Source organism: Acinetobacter lwoffii (assembly GCF_015602705.1).
In the GTDB taxonomy this organism is placed as follows: domain Bacteria; phylum Pseudomonadota; class Gammaproteobacteria; order Pseudomonadales; family Moraxellaceae; genus Acinetobacter; species Acinetobacter lwoffii_E.
This window is the reverse complement of sequence record NZ_CP059081.1, coordinates 2,728,606-2,752,635: the sequence shown is the minus strand read 5'-3', so window position 1 is coordinate 2,752,635 and position 24,030 is coordinate 2,728,606. Positions and strand designations below refer to the sequence as shown.

Sequence of the window (24,030 nt, the reverse complement as noted above, 5' to 3'; positions counted from 1 at the left end):
TATGTCGGAGCTGGGTTTTACTCAGAATTGTGTTCGACGTAAACGAGGAAGATTAACATGGCTAAGGCTAAGTTTGAACGTAATAAGCCACACGTTAACGTGGGCACAATTGGTCACGTTGACCATGGTAAAACAACTTTAACAGCTGCAATTGCAACTGTATGTGCGAAGAAATTCGGTGGCGAAGCGAAAGACTACGCTGCAATCGACTCTGCACCAGAAGAAAAAGCACGTGGTATTACAATTAATACTTCACACGTAGAATACGATTCTCCAACTCGTCACTACGCTCACGTAGACTGCCCGGGCCACGCCGATTATGTTAAAAACATGATTACTGGTGCTGCTCAGATGGACGGCGCGATCCTTGTATGTGCTGCGACTGATGGTCCTATGCCACAGACTCGTGAACACATCCTGCTTTCTCGTCAGGTAGGTGTACCTTACATCGTTGTATTCTTGAACAAATGCGACCTTGTAGACGATGAAGAGCTTCTTGAGCTAGTTGAAATGGAAGTTCGTGAACTTCTTTCTACTTACGACTTCCCGGGTGATGACACTCCAGTAATTCGTGGTTCTGCTCTTCTTGCGCTTAACGGTGATGACAGCCAATACGGCGAGCCAGCGGTAGTTGCGCTTGTTGAAGCACTTGACTCTTACATTCCAGAGCCAGAGCGTGCAATTGACCTTCCATTCCTTATGCCAATTGAAGACGTATTCTCAATCTCTGGTCGTGGTACAGTAGTAACTGGCCGTGTAGAGACTGGTATCGTTAAAGTAGGTGAGTCTGTAGAAATCGTTGGTATCCGTGATACTCAAACTACTACAGTAACTGGCGTAGAGATGTTCCGTAAACTTCTTGACGAAGGTCGTGCGGGCGAGAACTGTGGTGTTCTTCTTCGTGGTACTAAGCGTGAAGACGTACAACGTGGTCAAGTATTGACTAAACCAGGTGCGATCAAGCCACACACTAAATTCGATGCAGAAGTATACGTACTTTCTAAAGAAGAAGGTGGTCGTCACACTCCATTCCTTAACGGTTACCGTCCACAGTTCTACTTCCGTACTACGGACGTAACTGGTGCGATCGCGCTTAAAGAAGGCGTGGAAATGGTTATGCCTGGTGACAACGTTGAGATGTCAGTAGAGCTAATCCACCCGATCGCAATGGACCCAGGTCTACGTTTTGCGATCCGTGAAGGCGGTCGTACGGTTGGTGCTGGTGTGGTTGCTAAAGTAACTGCATAATCATAGAATAAGACAAACAGGTTGGAGTTTAGGCTCCAACTTGTTGTTTTGCAGGTCAGTAGTTCAATTGGTAGAGCGTCGGTCTCCAAAACCGAATGTTGGGGGTTCGAGTCCCTCCTGACCTGCCAAGTTTTTAAAAAGACGCTTGATGTCGGCAAAATTGGTCATATAATAAGTCGCGAAACCTACGACGAGTACAAAAATGTCGAATGAAAAATCACGCGACGCATTAGGCGAAGCGGCAATTCCTCAAAGAAATAATCCTGCAGTAGATGTAAGTTCTGGTTCTCCATTAGACATGGTTCTATGGGTTATCGCCTTGATTTTATTGGTTGGTGCAATGATGGTAAACCAATATTTACCAGCGTATTGGGCACCTGCGAATGATGTTTGGGTGCGCGTTGGGGTGATTTTGGCTTGTATCGTTGCAGCATTCGGTTTATTATACGCCACCCATCAAGGCAAAGGCTTTATTCGTCTGCTGAAAGATGCACGAATTGAGTTGCGTCGAGTGACCTGGCCTACCAAACAAGAGACTATGTCCACATCTTGGCAAGTTCTTGTTGTAGTCGTAATTGCATCCATCTTATTGTGGTGTTTTGACTATATTTTAGGCTGGTTAATGAAGTTTATTATCGGGTAAGAGAGCTATGAAACGTTGGTACATTATTCATGCCTATTCAGGTTATGAAAAACAAGTGATGCGTTCGCTTAATGATCGAATCCAGCGTAGCGCTGTTGCCGATAGCTTTGGTGAAGTCCTTGTTCCTACCGAAGAAGTGGTAGAAATGAAGGATGGCAAGAAGCGTAAATCAGAGCGTAAGTTCTTTCCTGGCTATGTCTTAGTCGAAATGGAAATGAACGATGATACTTGGCACATTGTTAAAGAATGTCCAAAAGTTTTAGGTTTTATTGGTGGTACGGCTGAAAAACCGGCACCGATTACGCAAAAAGAAGCAGATGCGATTCTTGCGCGTGTACGCAATACTGGTGAAGCGCCTCGTCCTAAGACGATGTTTGAGCCAGGCGAAGAATTACTCGTGGTTGACGGTCCATTCACCGACTTTAAAGGTGTGGTGGAAGAAGTTCAGTACGAAAAGTCGCGTTTAACGCTGACTATTAATGTATTTAACCGACCAACTCAAGTTGAATTGGAATTTCGTCAAGTCGAAAAATCAGTTTAATTTGTATGGGTTGAAAACGCCTGACTTATTTATAAGTCAGGCATTGTTGTTGTAACGGTATCGTTACTTGAAATCATTGGGGAGCCTTAATCGGCGTTTGCACCCAGAGGTAATTTGAAATGGCTAAGAAGATTGACGGCTATATCAAGCTGCAAGTTCCAGCTGGTAAAGCGAATCCATCTCCACCGATTGGTCCTGCACTAGGTCAACGTGGTGTGAACATCATGGCATTCTGTAAAGAATTCAATGCTGCGACACAAAAAGTTGAAGCTGGTCTGCCAATTCCAGTCGTGATCACTGTGTACAACGACAAGTCGTTCACATTCATCATGAAAACTCCACCTGCTGCTGTTCTTCTTAAGAAAGCTGCTGGTATCCAGAAGGGTTCAGCTGTACCTAACAAAACTAAAGTTGGTAAGTTGACTCGTGCTCAAATCGAAGAAATCGCGACTACTAAAGAGCCAGATTTGACTGGTGCTGATTTAGAGGCACGTGTACGTACCATTGCTGGTTCTGCGCGTTCTATGGGCTTGGAAGTGGAGCTTTAAGACATGGCTAAATTAACTAAACGTCAAAAAGCGATTGTAGCTGCTGTAGAAGCACACAAAGTTTACACGCTAGAAGAAGCTGTTGCAGTTTTAGAGAGCCTTCCAGCTCCTAAATTCAAAGAATCTCTAGATATCGCGGTAAACCTAGGTGTTGATCCTCGTAAATCTGACCAGGTTGTTCGTGGCGCGACTACACTTCCTGCAGGTACTGGTAAAACTGTACGTGTAGCTGTATTCGCTCAAGGTGCTGCTGCTGAAGCTGCTAAAGCTGAAGGCGCAGACGTTGTTGGTTTCGACGATCTTGCTGAAAGCATCCAAGCGGGTAACCTTGACTTTGACGTAGTAATTGCTGCTCCAGATGCAATGCGCGTTGTAGGTAAACTTGGTACGATCCTTGGTCCACGTGGCTTAATGCCAAACCCTAAAGTGGGTACTGTAACTCCTGACGTTGCTACTGCAGTTAAAAATGCAAAAGCTGGTCAAGCACGTTACCGCGTAGACAAAGCTGGTATTATCCACGCTGCGATCGGTCAAGTAGGTTTTGAAGCTGCTGCTGTTCGTCAAAACGTTGAAGCACTTGTTGCTGACTTGAAGCGTTTGAAACCTGCTACGTCTAAAGGCGTATACATTCAAAAGATCACTTTGAGCTCAACTATGGGTCCTGGTTTGATCGTTGATGTAGCAAACGTTTCTAAATAAGTCTCGACTTATTACAGAATTTTAAAGCCCTGAAGATGTCTCCTTCTCCCTCTGGGAGAAGGTCGGGAAGAGGGTTAAACCTCTCCCTAGCCCTCTCCTAAAAGGAGAGGGGATAATTTAGGCAAACTTTGAATTGATAAATGAAAATTTATCAGCGTCAAAGACCGCGGGCGAGGGGAGTTTTATGCTTCGCTCTTAATCGTCCAGCCTGCGTAGACGCGGTGGTGTGATTTGTTCATCCTCCGCGTGTTAGTCCAGTGATGGATTAACGAATTGGGAGTGTACTTCGCGTAAGTACATAAATCACCGTTAGGAGGTTTTACAATGGCTCTTCTTATCGAAGGCAAAAAACAGATCGTAGCTGAAGTAACTGAAGTTGCTTCTACTGCATTTGCTGCTGTTGTTGCTGACTATCAAGGTTTAACTGTTGAGCAATTAACTGCTCTTCGCGTTGAAGCTCGTAAACTAGGTGTTCACACACGTATCGTGCGTAACACTTTGGCTAAACGCGCTCTTCAAGATACTCAATTCAATATCTTGAACGACAACCTTGTTGGCCCAACAATCTTAGCTTTCTCGACTTCTGAAGACGACATGGGTGCTGCTGCACGTTTGTTCGAAGAATTCGCTAAAACTAATAAAGCATTTGAACTTAAAGCTGCTGCATTTGATGGCAAACTTTATCAAGGCGAAGAAGTTAGCGTTATCGCGAATCTTCCGAACCAAGAGAAAGCGCTTACTATGCTTGCAAACGTTCTTCAAGCTCCTATTTCGAAATTGGGCCGCTTACTTACAGCGCTTCAAGAGAAAAACGAGTCAGAAGCTGCTTAAGCTCAAACTTAAACACACATCATTCAATACCCATTTGGAGTTAATCTCATGGCTTTAACAAACGAAGAAATCCTAAACGCAGTTGCTGAAAAAACTGTTCTTGAACTTGTTGAACTTATCTCTGCTTTCGAAGAGAAATTCAATGTATCTGCTGCTGCTGTAGCTGTTGCTGCTGGTCCAGCTGCTGCTGCTGCTGAAGAACAAACTGAATTCAATGTTGAATTGACTTCTTTCGGCGCGAACAAAGTTGCTGTAATTAAAGCAGTTCGTGAAGCGACTGGCCTTGGCTTGAAAGAAGCTAAAGACATGGTTGAAGGCGCTCCTGCAGTTCTTAAAGAAGGCGTTTCTAAAGAAGAAGGCGAAGAGCTTAAGAAGAAACTTGAAGAAGCTGGTGCTACAGTTACTCTTAAGTAATTTCTTAAGGGAGCCGGTTTTTTTATAATCGGCTCCAAAAATTGGCTGATGGCTCTTGGGTCATCAGCCTTTTTGCGTTACAATAATCGGCTCGATTTTTGTTTGCATGATATAAAAATCATACAAATTGAAAATAAACATAATGAACAAACGTTTACCAATATTTTTCATTAAAAAATATTGATAAGCGTTTTAATACCACTAAAAATTGCAGCATTTGTAAAGAGTGGTGGCCATATCGGCCAGCGTAATTCCTTCTGAGCCCGTTCTGCAGGCGGGCTTGGTTTACACTTTCCGAGGACTCCAGATGGCATACTCATATACCGAAAAGAAACGGATCCGTAAGAATTTTGGTAAATTGCCTAGCGTCATGGATGCTCCGTACTTGCTCGCGATTCAAGTCGACTCGTACAGAACATTCTTACAAGATGGCAAATCACCAAAAAACCGCGAAGATATCGGTCTCCAAGCCGCATTTCGTTCAGTTTTTCCTATTGAAAGTTATTCTGGCAATGCTGCTTTAGAATTTGTTGAGTATAGTCTTGGTAAGCCTGAGTTTGATGTACGCGAATGTATTCTTCGTGGCTCAACTTATGCAGCACCAATGCGTGTAAAAATTCGTTTGATCCTGAAAGATCGTGAAACGAAGTCAATTAAAGATGTACGTGAACAAGAAGTCTATATGGGCGAAATGCCATTGATGACGGATAACGGTACCTTTGTAATTAACGGTACCGAGCGTGTGATCGTGTCACAATTACACCGTTCACCAGGCGTATTCTTTGACCACGATAAAGGCAAGACTCACTCAAGTGGTAAAGTCCTTTATTCAGCGCGTATTATTCCTTACCGTGGTTCATGGTTAGACTTTGAATTCGATGCCAAAGACCTGGTCTATGTACGTATTGACCGTCGTCGTAAATTGCTTGCGACTGTGGTGCTTCGTGCCTTGGGTTATAGCAACGAAAACATTCTCGACATGTTCTACGAGAAAGTACCTGTGTATCTTGACATGGGTAGCTACCAGATTGACCTGGTGCCTGAACGTCTGCGTGGCGAAATGGCACAATTTGACATCCTGGACAAGGATGGTAAGGCAATTGTTGAGCAAGGTAAACGTATCAATGCGCGTCATGTACGTCAAATGGAAGCTTCAGGTCTTGAAAAACTTGCAGTGCCTGATGAGTACCTGTATGAGCGTATCACTGCTGAAGACATCCCATTAAAAGATGGTGATGTGATTGCGGCCAATACTGTATTAAGCCATGAAATCATGGTGAAAATTGCAGAAGGCGGCGTGAAGCAGTTCAATATTCTGTTCACTAATGATATCGACCGCGGTTCATTCGTTGCAGATTCTCTACGTGCAGATACAACGAGCAATCGTGAAGAAGCATTGGTAGAAATCTACAAAGTCATGCGCCCGGGCGAGCCACCAACAAAAGAAGCTGCTGAAAACCTATTCAACAACTTGTTCTTCTCTTCTGAACGCTATGACTTGTCTCCAGTTGGTCGTATGAAGTTCAACCGTCGTTTGGGTCGTCCTTACGAAGTGGGTACAGACCAGAAATCACGTGAAGTTGAAGGCATTCTCTCGAACGAAGATATCACTGATGTATTAAAAACATTAGTTGAAATCCGTAACGGTAAAGGTGAAGTCGACGATATCGATCACTTGGGTAACCGTCGTGTTCGTTCTGTTGGTGAAATGACAGAAAACCAATTCCGTGTAGGTCTGGTTCGTGTAGAACGTGCTGTTAAAGAGCGTTTATCACAAGCTGAAACTGACAACCTGTCTCCACAAGATTTGATCAATGCGAAGCCTGTTGCTGCTGCAATCAAGGAATTCTTTGGTTCAAGCCAGTTGTCTCAATTCATGGACCAAAACAATCCGTTATCTGAGATTACGCATAAACGTCGTGTTTCTGCGCTTGGTCCCGGCGGTTTGACGCGTGAACGTGCAGGCTTTGAAGTACGTGACGTACATCAAACTCACTACGGTCGTGTATGTCCAATTGAAACACCGGAAGGTCCAAACATTGGTTTGATCAACTCGCTTTCTGTTTATGCGAAATGTAACAACTTCGGTTTCCTGGAAACCCCATACCGTAAGGTTGTTGATGGTCGTGTAACAGATGAAGTTGAATACCTGTCTGCGATTGAAGAAGTAGGTACTGTCATTGCACAGGCCGATTCTGCAATGGATAAAGACGGTAACTTAACAGAAGAGTTTGTATCTGTTCGTCATCAAGGTGACTTCGTACGTATTCCTCCTGAAAAAGTAACCCATATGGATGTATCTGCTCAGCAGGTTGTATCTGTGGCTGCGTCACTGATTCCGTTCCTTGAACACGATGATGCCAACCGTGCATTGATGGGTTCAAACATGCAACGTCAGGCTGTTCCTACGTTAATCGCTGACAAACCACTCGTAGGTACCGGTATGGAAGCGAACGTAGCACATGACTCAGGTGTATGTGTGATCGCTCAGCGTGGTGGTCGTATCGAGTTTGTTGATGCGTCTCGTGTGGTTATTCGTGTGAATGAAGACGAAATGATCGCAGGTGAAGCAGGTGTAGATATCTACAACCTGATCAAGTACACCCGTTCGAACCAGAACACTTGTATCAACCAGAAAGTTCTTGTGAACCTAGGTGATAAAGTAGGTCGTGGTGATGTACTGGCTGATGGTCCATCGACTGATGGCGGTGAGCTAGCACTGGGTCAAAACATGCGCGTTGCGTTCATGACCTGGAACGGTTACAACTACGAAGACTCGATCTTACTTTCTGAGCGTGTACTTCAAGAAGACCGTTTAACCTCGATTCATATCCAGGAATTGTCATGTGTCGCACGTGATACCAAACTGGGTGCGGAAGAAATCACTGCCGATATCCCGAACGTGGGTGAAGCTGCTCTGTCTAAACTGGACGAGTCAGGTATCGTTTACATCGGTGCAGAAGTAACTGCTGGCGATATCCTTGTTGGTAAAGTAACCCCTAAAGGTGAAACACAGCTTACTCCAGAAGAAAAATTGCTACGTGCAATCTTCGGTGAAAAAGCGGCTGACGTAAAAGATTCATCTTTACGCGTTCCATCGGGTACGAAAGGTACTGTGATTGACGTTCAAGTGTTTACACGTGATGGTCTTGAAAAAGATGAACGTGCTCAAGCAATTGAAAAAGCACAGCTTGATGCATACCGTAAAGACTTGAAAGAAGAATTCAAAATCTTCGAAGAAGCTGCACGTGAACGTGTAATCCGTCTACTTAACGGCCAAGAGTCGAATGGTGGCGGTACAACTAAACGTGGCGACAAACTGTCTGAAGACGTGTTGTCTGGTTTAGAGCTTGTTGATCTTCTTGAAATTCAACCAGTTGATGAAGCAATTGCTGAACGTTTAACTCAAATTCAAGTGTTCTTGAAAGAGAAGAGCTTCGAAATTGACGAGAAATTTGCTGAGAAAAAACGCAAACTTTCTACAGGCGATGAACTGACGACTGGTGTATTGAAAGTTGTTAAAGTTTATCTTGCTGTAAAACGTCGCATCCAGCCGGGTGATAAGATGGCGGGTCGTCACGGTAACAAAGGTGTTGTATCAAACATCTTGCCGGTAGAAGACATGCCACATGATGCCAACGGTGTACCTGTTGATATCGTATTGAACCCGCTGGGCGTACCATCGCGTATGAACGTGGGTCAGATTCTTGAAACTCACTTGGGTATGGCGGCGAAAGGTCTTGGCGATCAAATCGACAAGATGATGAAAGAGCAACGTACTGTACTTGAGCTTCGTGATTTCCTAGACAAGATTTACAACAAAGTTGGTGGCGAGCAAGAAGATCTTGATAGCTTGACTGATGAAGAAATCTTGAAACTTTCTGGCAACTTGCGTGCTGGCGTGCCTTTGGCTACTCCGGTATTCGATGGTGCTGAAGAAGGTCAGATCAAAGAGTTGTTACAACTTGCAGGCCTGTCTAGTACTGGTCAGACCGTATTATATGATGGTCGTACTGGTGAGCGTTTCGATCGTCCGGTAACTGTAGGTTACATGTACATGCTGAAACTGAACCACTTGGTTGATGACAAGATGCATGCGCGTTCAACTGGTTCTTACTCTCTAGTAACGCAACAGCCGCTTGGTGGTAAAGCACAATTCGGTGGTCAGCGTTTCGGTGAGATGGAAGTCTGGGCACTAGAAGCTTACGGTGCAGCATATACGCTACAAGAAATGCTGACTGTGAAATCGGATGACGTTGAAGGCCGTACCCGTATCTACAAGAACATTGTAGATGGCAACCATTATATGGACCCGGGCATGCCTGAATCGTTCAACGTATTGACCAAAGAGATCCGTTCTTTAGGTATCAACATTGAACTGAAAAATGGTGACTAATTAGTTCCATTGAATCTCCCCAAACCCCTCTTTGATAAAGAGGGGCTTCCCCCTTAACAAAGGGGGGACTGAGGGGGATTAAAATTCAGTTAAAAAACAATATTTGTGACCCAGTTGTTGAGTGAAAATCTCCACAACACACGGAGAAAAAAATTGAAAGACTTGCTCGATATCATGCGCAAAAAGACGGATTCAGACGGTCATGCTCCTGTAGAGTTTGACCGCATCCGTATTGGTCTTGCGTCACCAGAAATGATTAAGTCATGGTCTCACGGTGAAGTTAAAAAGCCAGAAACCATTAACTATCGTACGTTCAAGCCTGAACGTGATGGTTTGTTCTGTGCCAAAATCTTTGGTCCAGTGAAAGATTACGAATGCTTGTGTGGTAAATACAAGCGTATGAAATACAAAGGCGTCATTTGTGAAAAATGTGGCGTTGAAGTAACAACTGCGAAAGTTCGTCGTGAACGTATGGGTCACATCGAGCTGGCGTCTCCAGTTGCCCACATCTGGTTCTTAAAATCATTACCGAGCCGTATCGGTCTATTATTAGACATGACGCTACGTGATATTGAACGTGTATTGTATTTCGAATCTTATGTAGTGACCGATCCGGGTATGACTCCATTTGAGAAATACCAACTTCTAAATGATGAAGAATACTTCAATGCATTAGAAGAACACGGTGATGAATTCACAGCGAAAATGGGTGCTGAAGCAGTTCAAGACTTGTTGAAAGACATCGATCTTGAAGCTGAAATTGCGCGTCTTCGTGAAGAAATTCCTGTGACAACTTCAGAAACCAAGCTGAAAAAAGCGTCTAAGCGTTTGAAGTTGATGGAAGCATTCAACGATTCGAACAACAAGCCAGAATGGATGGTGTTAACTGTACTTCCAGTTCTTCCACCAGATCTTCGTCCGCTTGTACCACTTGAAGGTGGTCGTTTCGCGACTTCTGACCTGAATGATCTTTACCGTCGTGTGATCAACCGTAACAACCGTTTGAAGCGTCTTCTTGACCTTGCAGCGCCAGACATCATCGTACGTAACGAAAAACGTATGTTACAAGAGTCTGTAGATGCATTGCTGGATAACGGTCGTCGTGGTCGTGCAATTACCGGTTCGAACAAGCGTCCGCTTAAATCTTTGGCAGACATGATCAAAGGTAAGCAAGGTCGTTTCCGTCAAAACTTATTGGGTAAACGTGTCGATTACTCAGGGCGTTCGGTCATTACTGTTGGTCCAAACCTGCGTTTGCACCAATGTGGTCTTCCTAAGAAAATGGCCCTTGAACTGTTCAAGCCATTCATCTTTGCGAAACTACAAGCTTCTGGTCAAGCAACCACCATTAAAGCTGCGAAGAAAATGGTTGAGCGCGAGACGCCAGAAGTTTGGGACGTTCTTGCTCACGTGATTCGTCAACATCCAGTGATGTTGAACCGTGCGCCAACTCTTCACCGTTTGGGTCTTCAAGCATTTGAACCGATCCTGATCGAAGGTAAAGCGATCCGTCTACACCCACTCGTATGTGCTGCGTTTAACGCCGACTTCGATGGTGACCAAATGGCGGTACACGTACCATTAACACTTGAAGCTCAGCTTGAAGCGCGTGCGTTAATGATGTCGACGAACAACATTCTGTCTCCAGCGAACGGTGAGCCAATCATCGTACCGTCTCAGGACGTGGTCTTGGGCTTGTATTACATCACGCGTGATGCAATCAATGCCAAAGGTGAAGGCATGGTGTTTGCGGATACTCACGAAGTAAACCGTGCACTGGCAACAGGTCAGGTTGATCTACACGCTCGCGTTAAAGCACGTGTACACCAGACTGTGATCGACGAAGATGGTAACCGTGAACAGCAAACCATTATTGTAGATACGACGCCTGGTCGCTGCCTACTTTGGGAAGTTGTGCCTGAAGGTATGGATTTCCAGCAAATTAACGTTGAGATGACTAAGAAAAACATCTCTAAGTTAATTAACTCTTGCTACCGTAAATTGGGTCTGAAAGATACTGTTATCTTCGCTGACCAATTGATGTACTTGGGCTTCCGTCAAGCGACGCGTTCAGGTGTATCTGTCGGTATGGAAGACATGGTTATTCCACCGCAAAAACAAGCGATTATTGGTAAAGCGGAAGCTGAAGTTCGTGAAATCGAACAACAGTTCGAACAAGGTTTCGTAACTGCTGGCGAGCGTTATAACAAAGTGGTCGATATTTGGGCGCGTACCAATGACCAGGTTGCTAAAGCGATGATGGACAACTTGTCATTCACGACTGTTAAAAACAAACAGGGTGAAGACGAGAAGCAAAAATCATTCAACTCGATCTATATGATGTCTGACTCAGGTGCCCGTGGTTCGGCAGCTCAGATTCGTCAGTTGGCGGGTATGCGTGGTTTGATGGCGAAGCCGGATGGCTCGATCATTGAAACGCCTATTAAAGCGAACTTCCGTGAAGGTTTGACCGTACTTCAGTACTTCATCTCGACACACGGTGCGCGTAAAGGTTTGGCCGATACAGCATTGAAGACTGCGAACTCTGGTTACTTGACTCGTCGTCTGGTAGACGTTGCGCAAGACTTGGTCATTACCGAGCCGGATTGTGGTACGTATGACGGTCTGGTCATGACTCCGTTCATTCAAGGTGGCGATGTCATCGAAAACCTGGGTGCACGAGTATTGGGTCGTGTGGTTGCTGAAGATGTGAAACGTGTAGGTACAGACGAAGTTCTGCTTCCACGTAATACGTTAATTGACGAGAAATTGGCGACGTTTATCGAAAGCCAGGGTGTCGACGAAATTAAAGTACGTTCAGTCGTGAACTGTGCGTCTACCTTCGGTGTATGTGCGAAATGTTACGGTCGTGACCTAGCACGTGGTCATCAGGTGAACCCGGGTGAGTCTGTTGGTGTAATGGCAGCTCAATCGATTGGTGAGCCAGGTACACAGTTAACGATGCGTACCTTCCACGTCGGTGGTGCTGCGAGCCGAACTTCTGCTGCAAACAGTGTACAAGTTCGTAACCAAGGTACAGTACGTTTCCACAACGTGAAAACAGTACAACATGCCAAAGGTCATTTGGTGTCGACTTCACGTTCAGGTGAAATCGGTATTGCGGATGATTTAGGTCGTGAGCGCGAGCGCTATAAACTGCCTTACGGTGCGTCTATCTTGCTGAAAGATGGCGAAGCTGTAGAAGCAGGCGGTATTGTGGCGACTTGGGATCCGCATACACATCCATTGGTAACAGAAGTTGCTGGTAAAGTACGTTTCAGCCAGATTGCTGATGGCGTGACGGTTACTTCTAAAACTGATGATGCAACAGGTATGTCAACCATCGAAATCTTGCCAGTGACTTCACGTCCTGCGTCAGGTAAAGATTTGCGTCCTGCTGTTGTGTTGGATACCGTTGATGGTGGTGAACAGTTCTACTTCCTGCCACAGAACACGATTCTTTCTGTTCGCGATGGCGAAACGATTGGTGTCGGTGATGTCATCGGTCGTGTACCACAAGAAACTTCACGTACCCGTGATATTACCGGTGGTCTGCCGCGTGTAGCTGACTTGTTCGAAGCACGTAAGCCGAAAGAGCATGCAATCCTTGCAGAAGTGTCGGGTGTTGTAAGCTTTGGTAAAGAGACCAAAGGTAAGAACCGTCTGGTGATTACGCCGGATGATGGCTCTGAGATTTATGAAGAGCTGATTCCGAAATGGCGTACCATTAACGTGTTCGAAGGCGAACATGTGAACCGTGGTGAAACTATTTCTGATGGTCCACAGAACCCGCACGATATCTTACGTTTGAAAGGCGAAGTTGCGCTTACAAACTACATCGTGAACGAAGTTCAGGACGTATACCGTCTGCAAGGTGTAAAAATCAACGACAAGCATATTGAAGTCATCGTACGTCAAATGCTGCGTAAAGTTGATATCACTGATGGCGGCGATACCAGCTTCATCAAAGGCGAACAAGTGGATTACATCCGCGTTGTTCAAGAAAACCAAGCAGTTCTTGCACAAAACAAGTTCCCTGCGAAGTTTGAACGTCAATTGATGGGTATTACCAAAGCATCGCTTTCTACTGACTCGTTCATCTCTGCTGCATCGTTCCAGGAAACCACGCGTGTGTTAACTGAAGCGGCTGTAACAGGTAAAGAAGATGATTTACGCGGTTTGAAAGAGAATGTGGTTGTAGGTCGTCTGATCCCAGCGGGTACAGGTTTGGCTTACCACCTGGAGCGTCGTCGTCAAGAAGCAGAAGCTGCAGAATTTGAACTGCACAATGACTTCTCTGATGTAGACCAAGCTCTAAGTCAGGCATTTAACGAAGAATTCTAATTCGAGTTAAAGCTGAGAAAAGAGACGCCTTCGGGCGTCTTTTTTTGTCTGAAATTTATAAATAAGACATCTTGAACAGAAGAATAATCCATTGATATTTACAAAACTCAGCAGGAATACCGAGAGAAGTAACACGCTACAAATTTTAGTTTCATAAAATGAAGATAAGCTTAATTAAAGCAAGACAGGAAGGCCAAGGTCATGAAAAAATTAATGGGTGTTATGGCAGTTGCCACTCTTTCCACCTTTATGTTGGCGGGTTGTGAAAGTATGTCTGCCAATGAGCAACGGATCGGTGCTGCGGCCCTTGGTGGTGCAGTCGGTGGTGGTGTCGGTAATAAAGTCGGCGGTGGCGTTGGTGCAGCTGTTGGTGGTGGTGCCGGTGCGGCAGTGGGTAGTAAATCCCAAGGCGGTTCAAACCGTAATGCGACCTATAGTGGTGTAGGTGGTGCTGTTGGTTCAGCAGTCGGTAAAAGCATCTTCGGTGGTAATGCGGGTGCTGCAATTGGTGGTGCAATCGGTGGTGGTGCCGGTGCTGCGATTGAACAGGATAACCGTCGTCGTTAAGTCGAAAGTTACTTCAGATTCATCTAGATTTAAAAGCGCCAATGTGGCGCTTTTATCTTATTTAGGAGCGTTAATTTTCCCTTTGCTCTGTTTCCGCCGGATATAGACCGTTTTCTCTACCTCAGCAATTCTGACCCCGGCTTCATCATAAATATTCAGCTGATAATGTCGATACACTGGCGCATTATCGGCCGCCAGATTGATAATCGTGGTAATTTCTTCAGCAGAAATCCGAATATCCGCCACCACTGTGCCGTGACCCGGTGCCAAAAACTGAATGCTGGCGCCTTTATCCCAGACCAGATACTTCGGCCCCAAATGATGCATTAGCAATAACATATAAAAGGGATCAACCATCGAATACAGGCTGCCACCAAAATGCACACCGACAATATTTTGGTTCTTACGGGTCAGCGGCATTTTGACCCGAACATGATAATTATTAAAATCAATCTTATCAATTTCGATGCCTGCACCACGATAAGGGGCATAACGGTTCAGAATAAATTTTGAAACCAGAGGCAGTTTTTGAATTTTCTGGAATAGGCTCATACTGACATTCTTTTTGCGGCTGTGATTATGCATACTAGAGCAACAAAAATGCGCTGGCATTGATCAATCATGCCGATTTATAAACTAAGTGGTCAATAATAAAAACAGGATCAAAAGATGGAAACACAAGTGCAATGGGTCGATACCACGGATCAGCAGTGTCTCTGTGTCAAAACTTATGGACAACCCGAACAAACAGCCTTGGTACTGGTTCATGGCTATCCTGATCATCAAGCAGTTTGGGAGCCAGTCATTGCTCATTTGAGTCAGGATTATTTTGTGGTGACTTATGATGTCCGTGGCGCAGGGGAGTCCAGTATTCCCAAAAAAATCTCCGATTACCGCTTGGCCCGTTTAAGTCAGGATCTGGAAGAGGTGGTGAATAAGGTATTGCCGAATCGAGCTTTTCATCTGGCTGCGCATGACTGGGGCTCAATTCAGTCCTGGGAATCTGTCACCGATCCACGCTTTAAAGGGCGAATTCTGTCTTATAGCACCTTGTCTGGGCCATGTCTGGATCATGCCGCTTTCTGGATGCGTGAACAGTTCCAGCAAAACAAAGCAAAATTTTTAAAGCAAATGAGCAAATCTTGGTATATCGCGATGTTTCAGTTGCCTTTAGTGGCGCCGTTGGCCTGGAATTTTTTTAATCCGCAGCGTTGGGGCAAGATCGTGCAGCAACTAGAAAGACACGATGATCTGCCACTCAACCCGCATATTGTCAAAGATGGCAAATATGGTGTGAACCTGTATCGGGCCAATTTTTTGCCACGCTTAGCTCAACCACGGCAGCGTTTTGCCATCTGTCCGGTACAGGCAATTGTGCTGAAATATGACCAGTTTGTCGGGCCAGATCTGGTCGATGAGATGTCCAAATGGGCGGATGACTTCTCCAAAGTAGAACTGGCTGCCAATCACTGGGCGATTCTAAGTCAGCCGGAGCAAGTGGCTCAATTGATTGATGAGTTTATTCAGCGTAAATCTGCTGACATTCATTGACAGGCCACTCCGCGAAACATGACCCGACCAGAAAAAAGTGGCGGAATTTTTATCCGCATTTTCTGATAAAATAGCCGCTTTCTCTCTATTCCGATTCATTATGTTCGCAATTCTTGCTGCTATTGGAGTCATGTTCGGACTCTCGTTGGCACGTGTACCTGTGGTTTTTGCCCTGGTCATTGGTGCTGTTACAGGTGGTTTATTGGCAGGTCTGGGCCTGCAGGGAACCTTGGACGCGTTTAACAATGGCTTGGGTGGTGGTGCCAAAATTGCCTTGGCTTACGGTATTTTAGGTGCATTTGCTTTGGCTCTAGCGCGTTCGGGTTTACCGGATTTGCTGGCTTATAAAATGATCAGTACCTTAAAAGGTGAGGCCGATTTTAAAGCGCAAAACCGGGTGAAATATCTGATCTTTTTCACAGTCGCCATTGCTGCCGTGTTCTCGCAGAACGTCATTCCCGTGCATATTGCCTTTATTCCGGTACTGATTCCGCCACTATTGGCTGTATTTAACCACTTAAAGCTCGACCGTCGTTTGATTGCCTGTTTGCTGACCTTTGGTCTGGTAGGCACCTATATGCTGATTCCGGTCGGTTTTGGTGCCATCTTCCTGAATGACATTCTGGGTCATAACATCAATACTTTTGGTAAGCCATATGGATTTGAAATTAGCTATGACCAGATTCCATCTGCGATGGCAATTCCAGTATTCGGTATGTTTGTGGGCTTATTGGTGGCGATCTTTATTAGCTATCGCAAACCACGTCAATATCAAGATATTCATGTCCAGGAACAGCAAAGTATTTCCGCTGAATTAGGTGTGGCTGAGCAGGTTAAACCGCAGATTGCCAAATTTACCATTTGGATGGCCGGCCTTGCAGTCATAGCAACATTGGCGGTACAGCTTTATTCAGACTCGATGATTCTGGCCGGTCTGGTCGGTGTAGCAATCCTGAGTTGTGCCGGGATCTTTAAATGGAAAGAAGCGGATGATGTGATCATTACCGGTATGCGCATGATGGCGCTAGTTGGCTTTATCATGATTGCAGCACAAGGCTTTGCCGCGGTGATTGAAGCGACTAATCAGGTACCAACCTTGGTTGAAGCATCAGTAAACTGGATTGGTAATAGTCAGGCATTGGCTGCCTTCCTGATGCTGTTGATTGGTTTGCTGATCACATTGGGCATTGGTTCGTCTTTCTCAACCATTCCCATTCTGGCCATCATCTATGTACCGCTGTGTATCCAGTTCGGTTTTAGCCCTGCGGCGACCATTGCGATTATCGGAACTGCAGCAGCTTTGGGTGATGCCGGTTCTCCAGCTTCGGATTCAACTTTAGGCCCAACTTCTGGTCTGAATATGGATGGTCAGCATGATCATATGAAGGATAGTGTGATTCCAACCTTCATTCACTTTAATATTCCGTTAATGATTTTTGGCTGGATTGCAGCCATGGTTCTGTAAGTCAATTTCAATCTGCTCTGATATCTATTGGAGCAGATTCATCTGGATTTAAAATAAATAATAAGATGTATTTAAAATATATGTTTAAATAAAAATTAATATAAACCTGATTATTTTACTCTGAATAAAGCCATATTTATCTGATTAATATACTTGGTATTTAAAACCAACCAATCTAGTAAATTTAAAATAAATTATTTTTTAAATCAATATTTTAAATAATAATTTAAAATTAGTTTTATAATCCTTATTGCATATTATTTTCCCTCGTGTTTATTATTAATTAAGATTTATTTTCTTAATAATTATTCTTCCTGTGGGGTATTTTAAAATGTTAAAGCAAGCTGCTCTAATTGCATTAATCGGTCTTTCTGCATCTGCGATGGCAGGTCAATGGCAGGTGAAAGTTGGTGCCAGTTCTTTAGCACCATCAAGTGACACTGAAATTGCACCAGGTTTAGTCGTAGAAGCGGATCAAGAATATGGTTTTACGCCATCGGTTGAATACTTTTTTAATGACAATATCTCTGCAGAACTTTTATTAGCTACGCCATTTAATCACGACATTTCTGCTCAGGGTCTAGGGAAAATTGCCAAGATTAAGCATCTTCCACCCACAATTACCGCTAAATATAACTTTAAAAATGCAACACGTTTTACGCCATATATTGGTGTAGGTGGCACAGCTTTTATTGCTTGGGATGAAGAAGGTCTGGCTAAAGATGTGAAAGAGGAATTTGGTTTGGCAGGTCAGGTTGGCTTTAATTATCAGCCAGCCGATGCCAAAAACTGGGGAGTATTTGCTGACGTGCGCTATGCAGATTTGAGTCCTGAAGTGACTTTAGATGATGCTGATAATACTAAATTCGACTTGAATATTGATCCTTGGGTTTACACGATCGGTTATAGCTACAAGTTCTAAATTCTAACCTTAATCAACAAAAAAGCCTCATCTTAAATGAGGCTTTTTTTTCAAAATAACAACGATTTATAACTTATTGAAATTGAGCAGATCGGCAATGTTCAACTATATTAAAACGAATAAAGTAAATATTAATTGAATACGACTTAATAATTGAATAATAAGGAAGATCAGCATGAAGTTTTTAAGCCAAGGTATTGTGATCTTCTTCACCCTGCTGGCAGGGTCTGCCTATGCGGCAAGTTTTGATTGTCAGAAAGCTGAAACCGTGACAGAGAAAGCGATTTGTGAACATCGTCTGCTCAATGATGCCGATGTCAAGATGAGTACCAGCTATCATATTTTACGCCGTATGGTGCCTATGGGAACCCGTTCGGTGATCCAGCGCGATCAGGTGAAATGGCTACAGTTCCGTGACCGCTGTCAGGAATCTGTGTCTTGTTTGAGTCAGGTCTATAATATGCGCCAGCAGCAAATAGACCTGCAATTTCAACGTATTTATAAGCTTGGGCCTTATTAAGGCTTAAACTTAAGCCTTTACAAATGCAAGCCATTTTAGATCAAGCGATCCTTTATAAAATATCTTGAGAAAAAATATCCAACTGGCTATTGAAAATTTAGTAACTCACTCCATTCATATAGGCAACAGTATTGACCTGTATTTAAAATAAAAGGAGTGATTAATGAGCGAGTCTAGCGCACAAAAACATAGTTTCCAGGCTGAAGTGGCTCAGTTACTACATCTCGTGACCCATTCGCTTTATTCAAACCCTGAAATTTTCCTACGCGAATTGATCTCGAATGCCTCAGATGCATGTGACAAATTACGTTTTGAAGGGATTAACCATCCCGAATTTTATGAAAATGATCCTGATCTGCGCGTTCGTGTCAGTCTGGATGCAGACAATAAAACCATTACCATTTCAGACAACGGGATCGGCTTAAGCGAACAAGAAGCTATTGATAATTTAGGGACTATTGCCAAATCAGGCACCAAAGACTTTATGTCTAAACTGACGGGTGATCAAAAAGCCGATGCTCAATTGATTGGTCAGTTTGGTGTCGGTTTCTATTCCGGCTTTATTGTGGCTGACAAGATTACGGTAGAATCGCGTCGTGCCGGCACAGATGTCTCTGAAGGCGTACGCTGGATTAGTGGCGGAACCGGTGAGTTCGAAGTTGAACAGATCAGCAAACAAGGCCGTGGTACTGATATTATCCTGCATCTGCGTGAAGACGCACTGGACTATCTGCAAAGCTATAAAGTGAAGCAGATTATCAATAAATATTCAGATCATATTAGCTTGCCAATCCAGATGCAGAAAGAAGTCTGGCAGGAAGAAGAAGCGGCTGAAGGTGAAACTCCAAAAGGTGGTCAGTATGTCAAGACCGATGAATGGGAAGCGATTAACTCGGCCAGCGCTTTATGGACTCGTAACAAGTCTGAGATTTCTGAAGAGCAGTATGTCGAGTTCTACAAAAACTTAAGCCATGACTTTGCAGCACCATTGGCCTGGGCGCATAACCGCGTCGAAGGCAGCACTGAATATACCCAGTTATTGTATATTCCAAGCAAAGCACCTCAGGATATTTTCACCCGTGAATCTAAAGCGGGCATCAAGCTGTATGTAAAACGCGTATTCATTATGGATGATGCGGATAACCTGATTCCAAACTACCTGCGCTTTGTGCAAGGGGTAGTGGACAGTGCCGATTTGCCATTGAATGTCAGTCGTGAATTACTGCAAGAAAGCCGTGATGTCAAAACCATTCGTGAAGGTAACACTCGCCGTATCCTGACCATTCTGGATAATCTGGCCAAATCTGAAGATGAAAAAGACCAGCAGAACTTCAAGACTTTCTATCAGGAATTTGCTTCAGTATTGAAAGAAGGTTTGGGTGAAGATTTTAGTAACCGTGAACGTATCCTGAAGCTGTTGCGTTATGCAACATCGAATAATGATGAGGTCAACACTTCATTGGCAGCCTATAAAGCACGTATGCAAGAGGGCCAGAAAGCCATCTATTATGTGACTGCAGATAGCCTGAATGCTGCGAAAAATTCACCACAGCTGGAACTGTTCAAGAAAAAAGGCATTGAAGTTCTATTGATGACTGAACGCGTGGATGAATGGGCGATGAACTTTGTGAATGAGTTCGATGGTACGCCGTTGCAAAATGTGTCTAAGGGTGCAGTGGACTTAGGTGACCTTCAGGATGCCGAGGAGAAAAAAGCACTTGAAGCCGCTGCATTAGAGTTTAAACCTGTGGTGGATAAACTGACGGATTCACTGAAAGACAAGACTAAGGAAGTGCGTGTGACGACGCGTCTGGTCGATTCTCCGGCTTGTCTGGTGACGGGGGAAGGCGAGTTGTCTCCGCAGTTGATTCGTATGCTGAAAGATGCAGGTCAACCTGTGCCGGATATCAAGCCGATTCTGGAAATTAACCCGGAACATCCGTTGGTGAAAAAACTGGATGGGGCAGCGCAGTTTGATGATCTGGCCAATGTGATTTTTGACCAGGCAGTGATTGCAGAAGGTGGATTACCGGAAAATCCTGCTGAATATGTGAAGCGTATTAATAGCTTGCTGCTGGCTTAATGGTACAGCTATAAAAAATCCCTTTTCGGAGTAATGCCAGTCAGTTAAGAAATTGACTGGCATTTTCTTTTTAAATTCATGACTGTAGTTGATATGTGGGAAAGTCATCCACAACTGTTTGAGGCCGGACTACATTAAAAAATGATTGTTTCTACGATAAATTTGCTAGTTGATAGTGGCTGACGAGTTTTGCGGATGAGGAGTATTACTCCGCAAGATGCCTTCCTTGCGAAGCTTCGCTTCTCATTTGGGCGAAACCAAAGTAAAAAATGAGCTGCAGAATTTTGATTTAAAACAATAAGACTCTACTAAAAATTAAGGAGTTTATTTCTAAACTCCTTAACTGATCAGCATTACCTCTCCGGAGGGATTTTTTATATCTTTATTGCGTTTGGGTTTAAAACAAGGCTTCTAGACGTACCAAAGCCCCGACATAGTGGTCACGATCCTCGCGATGATCATTCAGATAGTTCAGATCGGTCTGGACAAAAAACCATTCACGTAAAAAAGGTTGTCTCCAGGACACATAGGGACCCCAGCGGTTGAGACGCAGATCCTTGTCATTCAGATAACCTCCGGTATAAATCCCGTAGCTGAAACGGTTATTGTGAAAAAATTGGTGCTGTCTAAAAGTATAGTTGTCCCAGGTCAGATCGTCATCTTGATCATCTGCATAAGTCAGGCTGAGCTGATTGGAGAGAAAGGCCTGATTGGGGCGGGCGTGGGTCAATTCCAGGTTGGTACGCAAATAGTTTTCACTTTGGGTGCCATAGCGATAAATCTGTTCGGCATGAAAGGAGTAGTCATTTTCAAGGGTCCAGTCCTTGCTGGCCTTAACCCGCAGATAAATATCATCCCCAGAGCGTAAACCCAGATCAAGATCGCTCTCGAAGGGCAGCCTGTCAGACCATTCTGACCAGCGTAAAGCAAAAGAGCTGTTATCTTCTCGTGCGCGTTTACTATCCAGATGTTTATCTCCGGCAGTGGCGGGATTTTCATTGGTAATCGCGACATTGTTGTCTAATTCGTTATCCAGGCTGTCATCACCAAAAACCAGACTCAGTTTTTTCTCCAGAGTTGGAAGTTTGATCTTGCCACGAATTCGGGGCTTGATCTCATAGTCCTCATGTTCATCCCAGCGATTATCTAAAATAATCCGTAGTGTGGCTGCAGCTGGTTGATCCGGATTGGTTTCCCCAAACCAGTTATCAATTTTATGTGCAGTACGATCTGCCCATTCCCGAACCTGTTTTTGCTGCCGATCCGTCCAGGACAAGTGCTCGGTTTCTTGCGTGCTGGGTACGATTGCGACATTCGATTGTTCTGGTAACACGGTGGGTGTCGCATCAATCAAACGCGGAATCTGATCCAGTAATCCTGATGGGCTTGACTCTGTATTTGTTGGGCTGTCAGGCACATCTGTTATTGAGTCTGCCCAAGACATGCTAGCGCTCATTCCTAAGCCTAAAGAAAGCAGTAAGATTTGAGTAATCCTGTTTATTTGCATGAGGTATTTGTTGCTCTTGTATTCTTATAGGTTAGTTGTAGTGTTCTAAAAAATGGCCTTAGAAAGCAAGTTAAAGCTACAAAATAACAGCAATTATTCAATCATTTGAGACTGAATTTCCCGATAAAGATCCAGTACCTGGATGGGTTGTGGCATTGTTAAAATAATATTGTGAATATTCTGCCAATTGAGCCCTTTGTCACGTTGCAGCAAGAGGTGTGGATAGGCCAGTTCATCCTGTGCAAGCGAGAGGCGTTTTTCACCATGAATCACTCGATTTTTTTGATGTTCCTGTAGCAAGAGCATAGGGGTAGAAAAATCAGCAGTGGCTTCTTCAAATGAGATAAATTTCTGCTTCTGGATGAAATGCGCTGGTATAAACGGGTAGTAATCTGGCTGGGTCCAGACTGTTTCAGCTTGTTGCACGTAAGCCTTTGCAAAGGATTCCAGTTGCATGAAATTGTCGCTTAAAGCAGACCAGGCCAGTGATTTAATTGCAGCCGCTTGGCGTTGATGCTGGCCGAGCCAATGGTTAATACAATAGTGGGCCTGCAACTGACTCGGTACCCCTAAGAGCATCAGATATTTAACAAACTGACCTTGCAGATTCAGCTGTTCAACCAGATAGACCTGGCGTGCCTGCCAGTTATCTTCTGCTGCATAATACAGTGCGATATCCAGATAAACTGGATGTTCGAGATCGGTCCCCAGTTCTAAAGCACAGAGCCGCTGGATATTGGCATCTTCTAAACCTAAAGAACGAACATGAGCGCTCAGTTCGCCTAACTGGATCTCTACAGGAAATTCAACCGGTTTAGAGGGCATGATCTGTTCCGGTGGAACTGTTATTTCATCTTTGAGCTGAGGATCTGTTGCCTCAAGTTCAGCCTGTGTCTGCATAGGACGCTCATCTGAGCGACTGAGTTCCAGCGCACGAATTGTTGCTCTCGGCTGTCCCCGATGATATTTGGTGGTTGCTGCAGCATTTAAGCTGGTCTCAGCTTCGTTCAGGGATAAAGCAGGTACGACCAGCAAGGGCGGATCCTGTTTCAGGCAAGCAGACCGCTGCTGTTGTTGCAACAGCCAGCGATAACAATGTTGCAGTTCATCCCATTGACTGTGCAGGGTGAGGCCTTGCGGAGCCGGAAGCAGCCAGATTTGCCAGCCATGCTCGGGATGATGTAACACAGCCCAGCCTGATTCCGGATGGGCATGTAGCGCTTTTTCAAGTAGTACAATTTCATTGAAATAGCCACGGAAGCTTAGATGATAAGACGTGTTAGCAGAAAATTGGTAGGCGACAAGTTCAGGCTGAGTGCGGGCTTTAAATGCTGAAATCTGGGTTTTGAAAATAGGCTCATCACACAGATTAAAAATATCGCGTATCCTTTTTTTAGAACGGGCAATTTCATAGAAAGGCAGGACTTTATGCTCCAGTTGCTGCGCCAGTCCATGTAGTTCTTTAATTAAGTGTGCTTTTTCTAAAGCATTCATTTTTTGATCTCTAGAGATGTTTCAGTGCTTTATCCAGGGTTTGTGCCAGTACAATGTTAACCGCCAGCTCGACCAGTCTGTATTCAGCAGAATTCGAGTCGGTATAGCTTTCTGCCATTTCAATTAAATAATCAATAGAAACTGACTGAGGCGGAATTTTGCCCTGTACCAATGCCTGAAGTTCATGCATAAAAAATTTTCTTATCATTAATCTATTTATATTGCTGCAATTATAAGCAGAGATCACATAAAATAGT

General features: G+C 44.3%; 19 protein-coding genes and 1 tRNA gene. 16 read left to right on the top strand and 4 right to left on the bottom strand.

The window, feature by feature from the left end; genetic code table 11:
- Nucleotides 1–57 precede the first annotated feature (57 nt).
- The 11 genes from tuf (at nt 58) to H0S56_RS13015 (ending at nt 14,231) form a co-directional block, all read left to right on the top strand.
- Entirely contained in the window at nt 58–1,248 is a 1,191-nt protein-coding gene (gene tuf, locus H0S56_RS13065; protein ID WP_004646112.1) for an elongation factor Tu, read from the top strand.
- 52 nt (nt 1,249–1,300) lie between these two features.
- Nucleotides 1,301–1,376, top strand: a tRNA-Trp gene (locus H0S56_RS13060).
- 74 nt (nt 1,377–1,450) lie between these two features.
- Complete coding sequence (gene secE, locus H0S56_RS13055; protein ID WP_005245824.1) at nt 1,451–1,891, top strand: preprotein translocase subunit SecE; 441 nt, start codon at nt 1,451–1,453, stop codon at nt 1,889–1,891.
- Between the two features lie 7 nt (nt 1,892–1,898).
- Nucleotides 1,899–2,432, top strand: a complete 534-nt coding sequence (gene nusG, locus H0S56_RS13050; protein WP_004278615.1) for a transcription termination/antitermination protein NusG — start codon at nt 1,899–1,901, stop codon at nt 2,430–2,432.
- Nucleotides 2,433–2,551: 119 nt separating this feature from the next.
- Nucleotides 2,552–2,980 (top strand): 50S ribosomal protein L11, encoded by a 429-nt coding sequence (gene rplK / locus H0S56_RS13045; RefSeq protein ID WP_195725246.1) that lies wholly within the window; start codon nt 2,552–2,554, stop codon nt 2,978–2,980.
- A 3-nt stretch (nt 2,981–2,983) separates the two neighbouring features.
- On the top strand, nt 2,984–3,679 hold the full coding sequence (gene rplA / locus H0S56_RS13040; RefSeq protein WP_004278613.1) for a 50S ribosomal protein L1: 696 nt from the start codon (nt 2,984–2,986) through the stop codon (nt 3,677–3,679).
- A 324-nt stretch (nt 3,680–4,003) separates the two neighbouring features.
- The gene (gene rplJ / locus H0S56_RS13035) at nt 4,004–4,510 is read left to right on the top strand and encodes a 50S ribosomal protein L10 (protein WP_005095272.1); all 507 of its coding nucleotides are present in this window, start codon (nt 4,004–4,006) and stop codon (nt 4,508–4,510) included.
- 48 nt (nt 4,511–4,558) lie between these two features.
- Nucleotides 4,559–4,924, top strand: a complete 366-nt coding sequence (gene rplL / locus H0S56_RS13030; protein WP_004278611.1) for a 50S ribosomal protein L7/L12 — start codon at nt 4,559–4,561, stop codon at nt 4,922–4,924.
- Between the two features lie 307 nt (nt 4,925–5,231).
- A complete protein-coding gene (rpoB, locus tag H0S56_RS13025; RefSeq protein ID WP_005102827.1) occupies nt 5,232–9,320 on the top strand; it encodes a DNA-directed RNA polymerase subunit beta in 4,089 nt (1,362 codons plus the stop codon).
- 153 nt (nt 9,321–9,473) lie between these two features.
- On the top strand, nt 9,474–13,664 hold the full coding sequence (gene rpoC, locus H0S56_RS13020) for a DNA-directed RNA polymerase subunit beta' (protein WP_004278609.1): 4,191 nt from the start codon (nt 9,474–9,476) through the stop codon (nt 13,662–13,664).
- Between the two features lie 201 nt (nt 13,665–13,865).
- On the top strand, nt 13,866–14,231 hold the full coding sequence (locus H0S56_RS13015; protein WP_005108070.1) for a hypothetical protein: 366 nt from the start codon (nt 13,866–13,868) through the stop codon (nt 14,229–14,231).
- Nucleotides 14,232–14,288: 57 nt separating this feature from the next.
- Here the strand turns inward: H0S56_RS13015 and H0S56_RS13010 are convergent, their stop codons facing one another.
- On the bottom strand, nt 14,289–14,783 hold the full coding sequence (locus tag H0S56_RS13010) for a DUF4442 domain-containing protein (protein ID WP_195726093.1): 495 nt from the start codon (nt 14,781–14,783) through the stop codon (nt 14,289–14,291).
- Nucleotides 14,784–14,900: 117 nt separating this feature from the next.
- Between H0S56_RS13010 and H0S56_RS13005 the strand changes: the two genes are divergently transcribed.
- From H0S56_RS13005 to htpG, 5 genes are all read left to right on the top strand, one after another.
- Nucleotides 14,901–15,782 (top strand): alpha/beta fold hydrolase, encoded by an 882-nt coding sequence (locus H0S56_RS13005; protein WP_195725245.1) that lies wholly within the window; start codon nt 14,901–14,903, stop codon nt 15,780–15,782.
- Between the two features lie 100 nt (nt 15,783–15,882).
- Nucleotides 15,883–17,247: a Na+/H+ antiporter family protein gene (locus H0S56_RS13000; protein WP_195725244.1), complete on the top strand. Its 1,365-nt coding sequence runs from the start codon at nt 15,883–15,885 to the stop codon at nt 17,245–17,247.
- Nucleotides 17,248–17,578: 331 nt separating this feature from the next.
- Nucleotides 17,579–18,169 (top strand): OmpW/AlkL family protein, encoded by a 591-nt coding sequence (locus H0S56_RS12995; RefSeq protein ID WP_195725243.1) that lies wholly within the window; start codon nt 17,579–17,581, stop codon nt 18,167–18,169.
- A gap of 175 nt (nt 18,170–18,344) precedes the next feature.
- The gene (locus H0S56_RS12990; protein WP_195725242.1) at nt 18,345–18,689 is read left to right on the top strand and encodes a lysozyme inhibitor LprI family protein; all 345 of its coding nucleotides are present in this window, start codon (nt 18,345–18,347) and stop codon (nt 18,687–18,689) included.
- A gap of 163 nt (nt 18,690–18,852) precedes the next feature.
- Nucleotides 18,853–20,772: a molecular chaperone HtpG gene (gene htpG / locus H0S56_RS12985; RefSeq protein ID WP_195725241.1), complete on the top strand. Its 1,920-nt coding sequence runs from the start codon at nt 18,853–18,855 to the stop codon at nt 20,770–20,772.
- Between the two features lie 397 nt (nt 20,773–21,169).
- Here htpG and H0S56_RS12980 read toward each other — a convergent pair whose 3' ends face one another.
- The 3 genes from H0S56_RS12980 to H0S56_RS12970 form a co-directional block, all read right to left on the bottom strand.
- Entirely contained in the window at nt 21,170–22,279 is a 1,110-nt protein-coding gene (locus H0S56_RS12980; protein WP_195725240.1) for a hypothetical protein, read from the bottom strand.
- Between the two features lie 93 nt (nt 22,280–22,372).
- The gene (locus H0S56_RS12975) at nt 22,373–23,773 is read right to left on the bottom strand and encodes a hypothetical protein (protein WP_195725239.1); all 1,401 of its coding nucleotides are present in this window, start codon (nt 23,771–23,773) and stop codon (nt 22,373–22,375) included.
- Nucleotides 23,774–23,783: 10 nt separating this feature from the next.
- A complete protein-coding gene (locus H0S56_RS12970; protein WP_004647321.1) occupies nt 23,784–23,963 on the bottom strand; it encodes a hypothetical protein in 180 nt (59 codons plus the stop codon).
- Nucleotides 23,964–24,030 lie beyond the last annotated feature (67 nt).

Excerpts from the sequence above, each read along its gene's own strand:
- secE (WP_005245824.1), top strand. The coding sequence starts at position 1,451 with ATGTCGAATGAAAAATCACGCGACGCATTAGGCGAAGCGGCAATTCCT.
- H0S56_RS12970 (WP_004647321.1), bottom strand. The coding sequence starts at position 23,963 with ATGCATGAACTTCAGGCATTGGTACAGGGCAAAATTCCGCCTCAGTCA.
- htpG (WP_195725241.1), top strand. The coding sequence starts at position 18,853 with ATGAGCGAGTCTAGCGCACAAAAACATAGTTTCCAGGCTGAAGTGGCT.
- H0S56_RS13015 (WP_005108070.1), top strand. The coding sequence starts at position 13,866 with ATGAAAAAATTAATGGGTGTTATGGCAGTTGCCACTCTTTCCACCTTT.
- rplJ (WP_005095272.1), top strand. The coding sequence starts at position 4,004 with ATGGCTCTTCTTATCGAAGGCAAAAAACAGATCGTAGCTGAAGTAACT.
- rpoB (WP_005102827.1), top strand. The coding sequence starts at position 5,232 with ATGGCATACTCATATACCGAAAAGAAACGGATCCGTAAGAATTTTGGT.
- H0S56_RS13000 (WP_195725244.1), top strand. The coding sequence starts at position 15,883 with ATGTTCGCAATTCTTGCTGCTATTGGAGTCATGTTCGGACTCTCGTTG.
- rplK (WP_195725246.1), top strand. The coding sequence starts at position 2,552 with ATGGCTAAGAAGATTGACGGCTATATCAAGCTGCAAGTTCCAGCTGGT.
- rplA (WP_004278613.1), top strand. The coding sequence starts at position 2,984 with ATGGCTAAATTAACTAAACGTCAAAAAGCGATTGTAGCTGCTGTAGAA.
- H0S56_RS12980 (WP_195725240.1), bottom strand. The coding sequence starts at position 22,279 with ATGCAAATAAACAGGATTACTCAAATCTTACTGCTTTCTTTAGGCTTA.
- H0S56_RS13005 (WP_195725245.1), top strand. The coding sequence starts at position 14,901 with ATGGAAACACAAGTGCAATGGGTCGATACCACGGATCAGCAGTGTCTC.
- rplL (WP_004278611.1), top strand. The coding sequence starts at position 4,559 with ATGGCTTTAACAAACGAAGAAATCCTAAACGCAGTTGCTGAAAAAACT.
- H0S56_RS12975 (WP_195725239.1), bottom strand. The coding sequence starts at position 23,773 with ATGAATGCTTTAGAAAAAGCACACTTAATTAAAGAACTACATGGACTG.
- H0S56_RS12995 (WP_195725243.1), top strand. The coding sequence starts at position 17,579 with ATGTTAAAGCAAGCTGCTCTAATTGCATTAATCGGTCTTTCTGCATCT.
- tuf (WP_004646112.1), top strand. The coding sequence starts at position 58 with ATGGCTAAGGCTAAGTTTGAACGTAATAAGCCACACGTTAACGTGGGC.
- H0S56_RS13010 (WP_195726093.1), bottom strand. The coding sequence starts at position 14,783 with ATGAGCCTATTCCAGAAAATTCAAAAACTGCCTCTGGTTTCAAAATTT.
- H0S56_RS12990 (WP_195725242.1), top strand. The coding sequence starts at position 18,345 with ATGAAGTTTTTAAGCCAAGGTATTGTGATCTTCTTCACCCTGCTGGCA.
- nusG (WP_004278615.1), top strand. The coding sequence starts at position 1,899 with ATGAAACGTTGGTACATTATTCATGCCTATTCAGGTTATGAAAAACAA.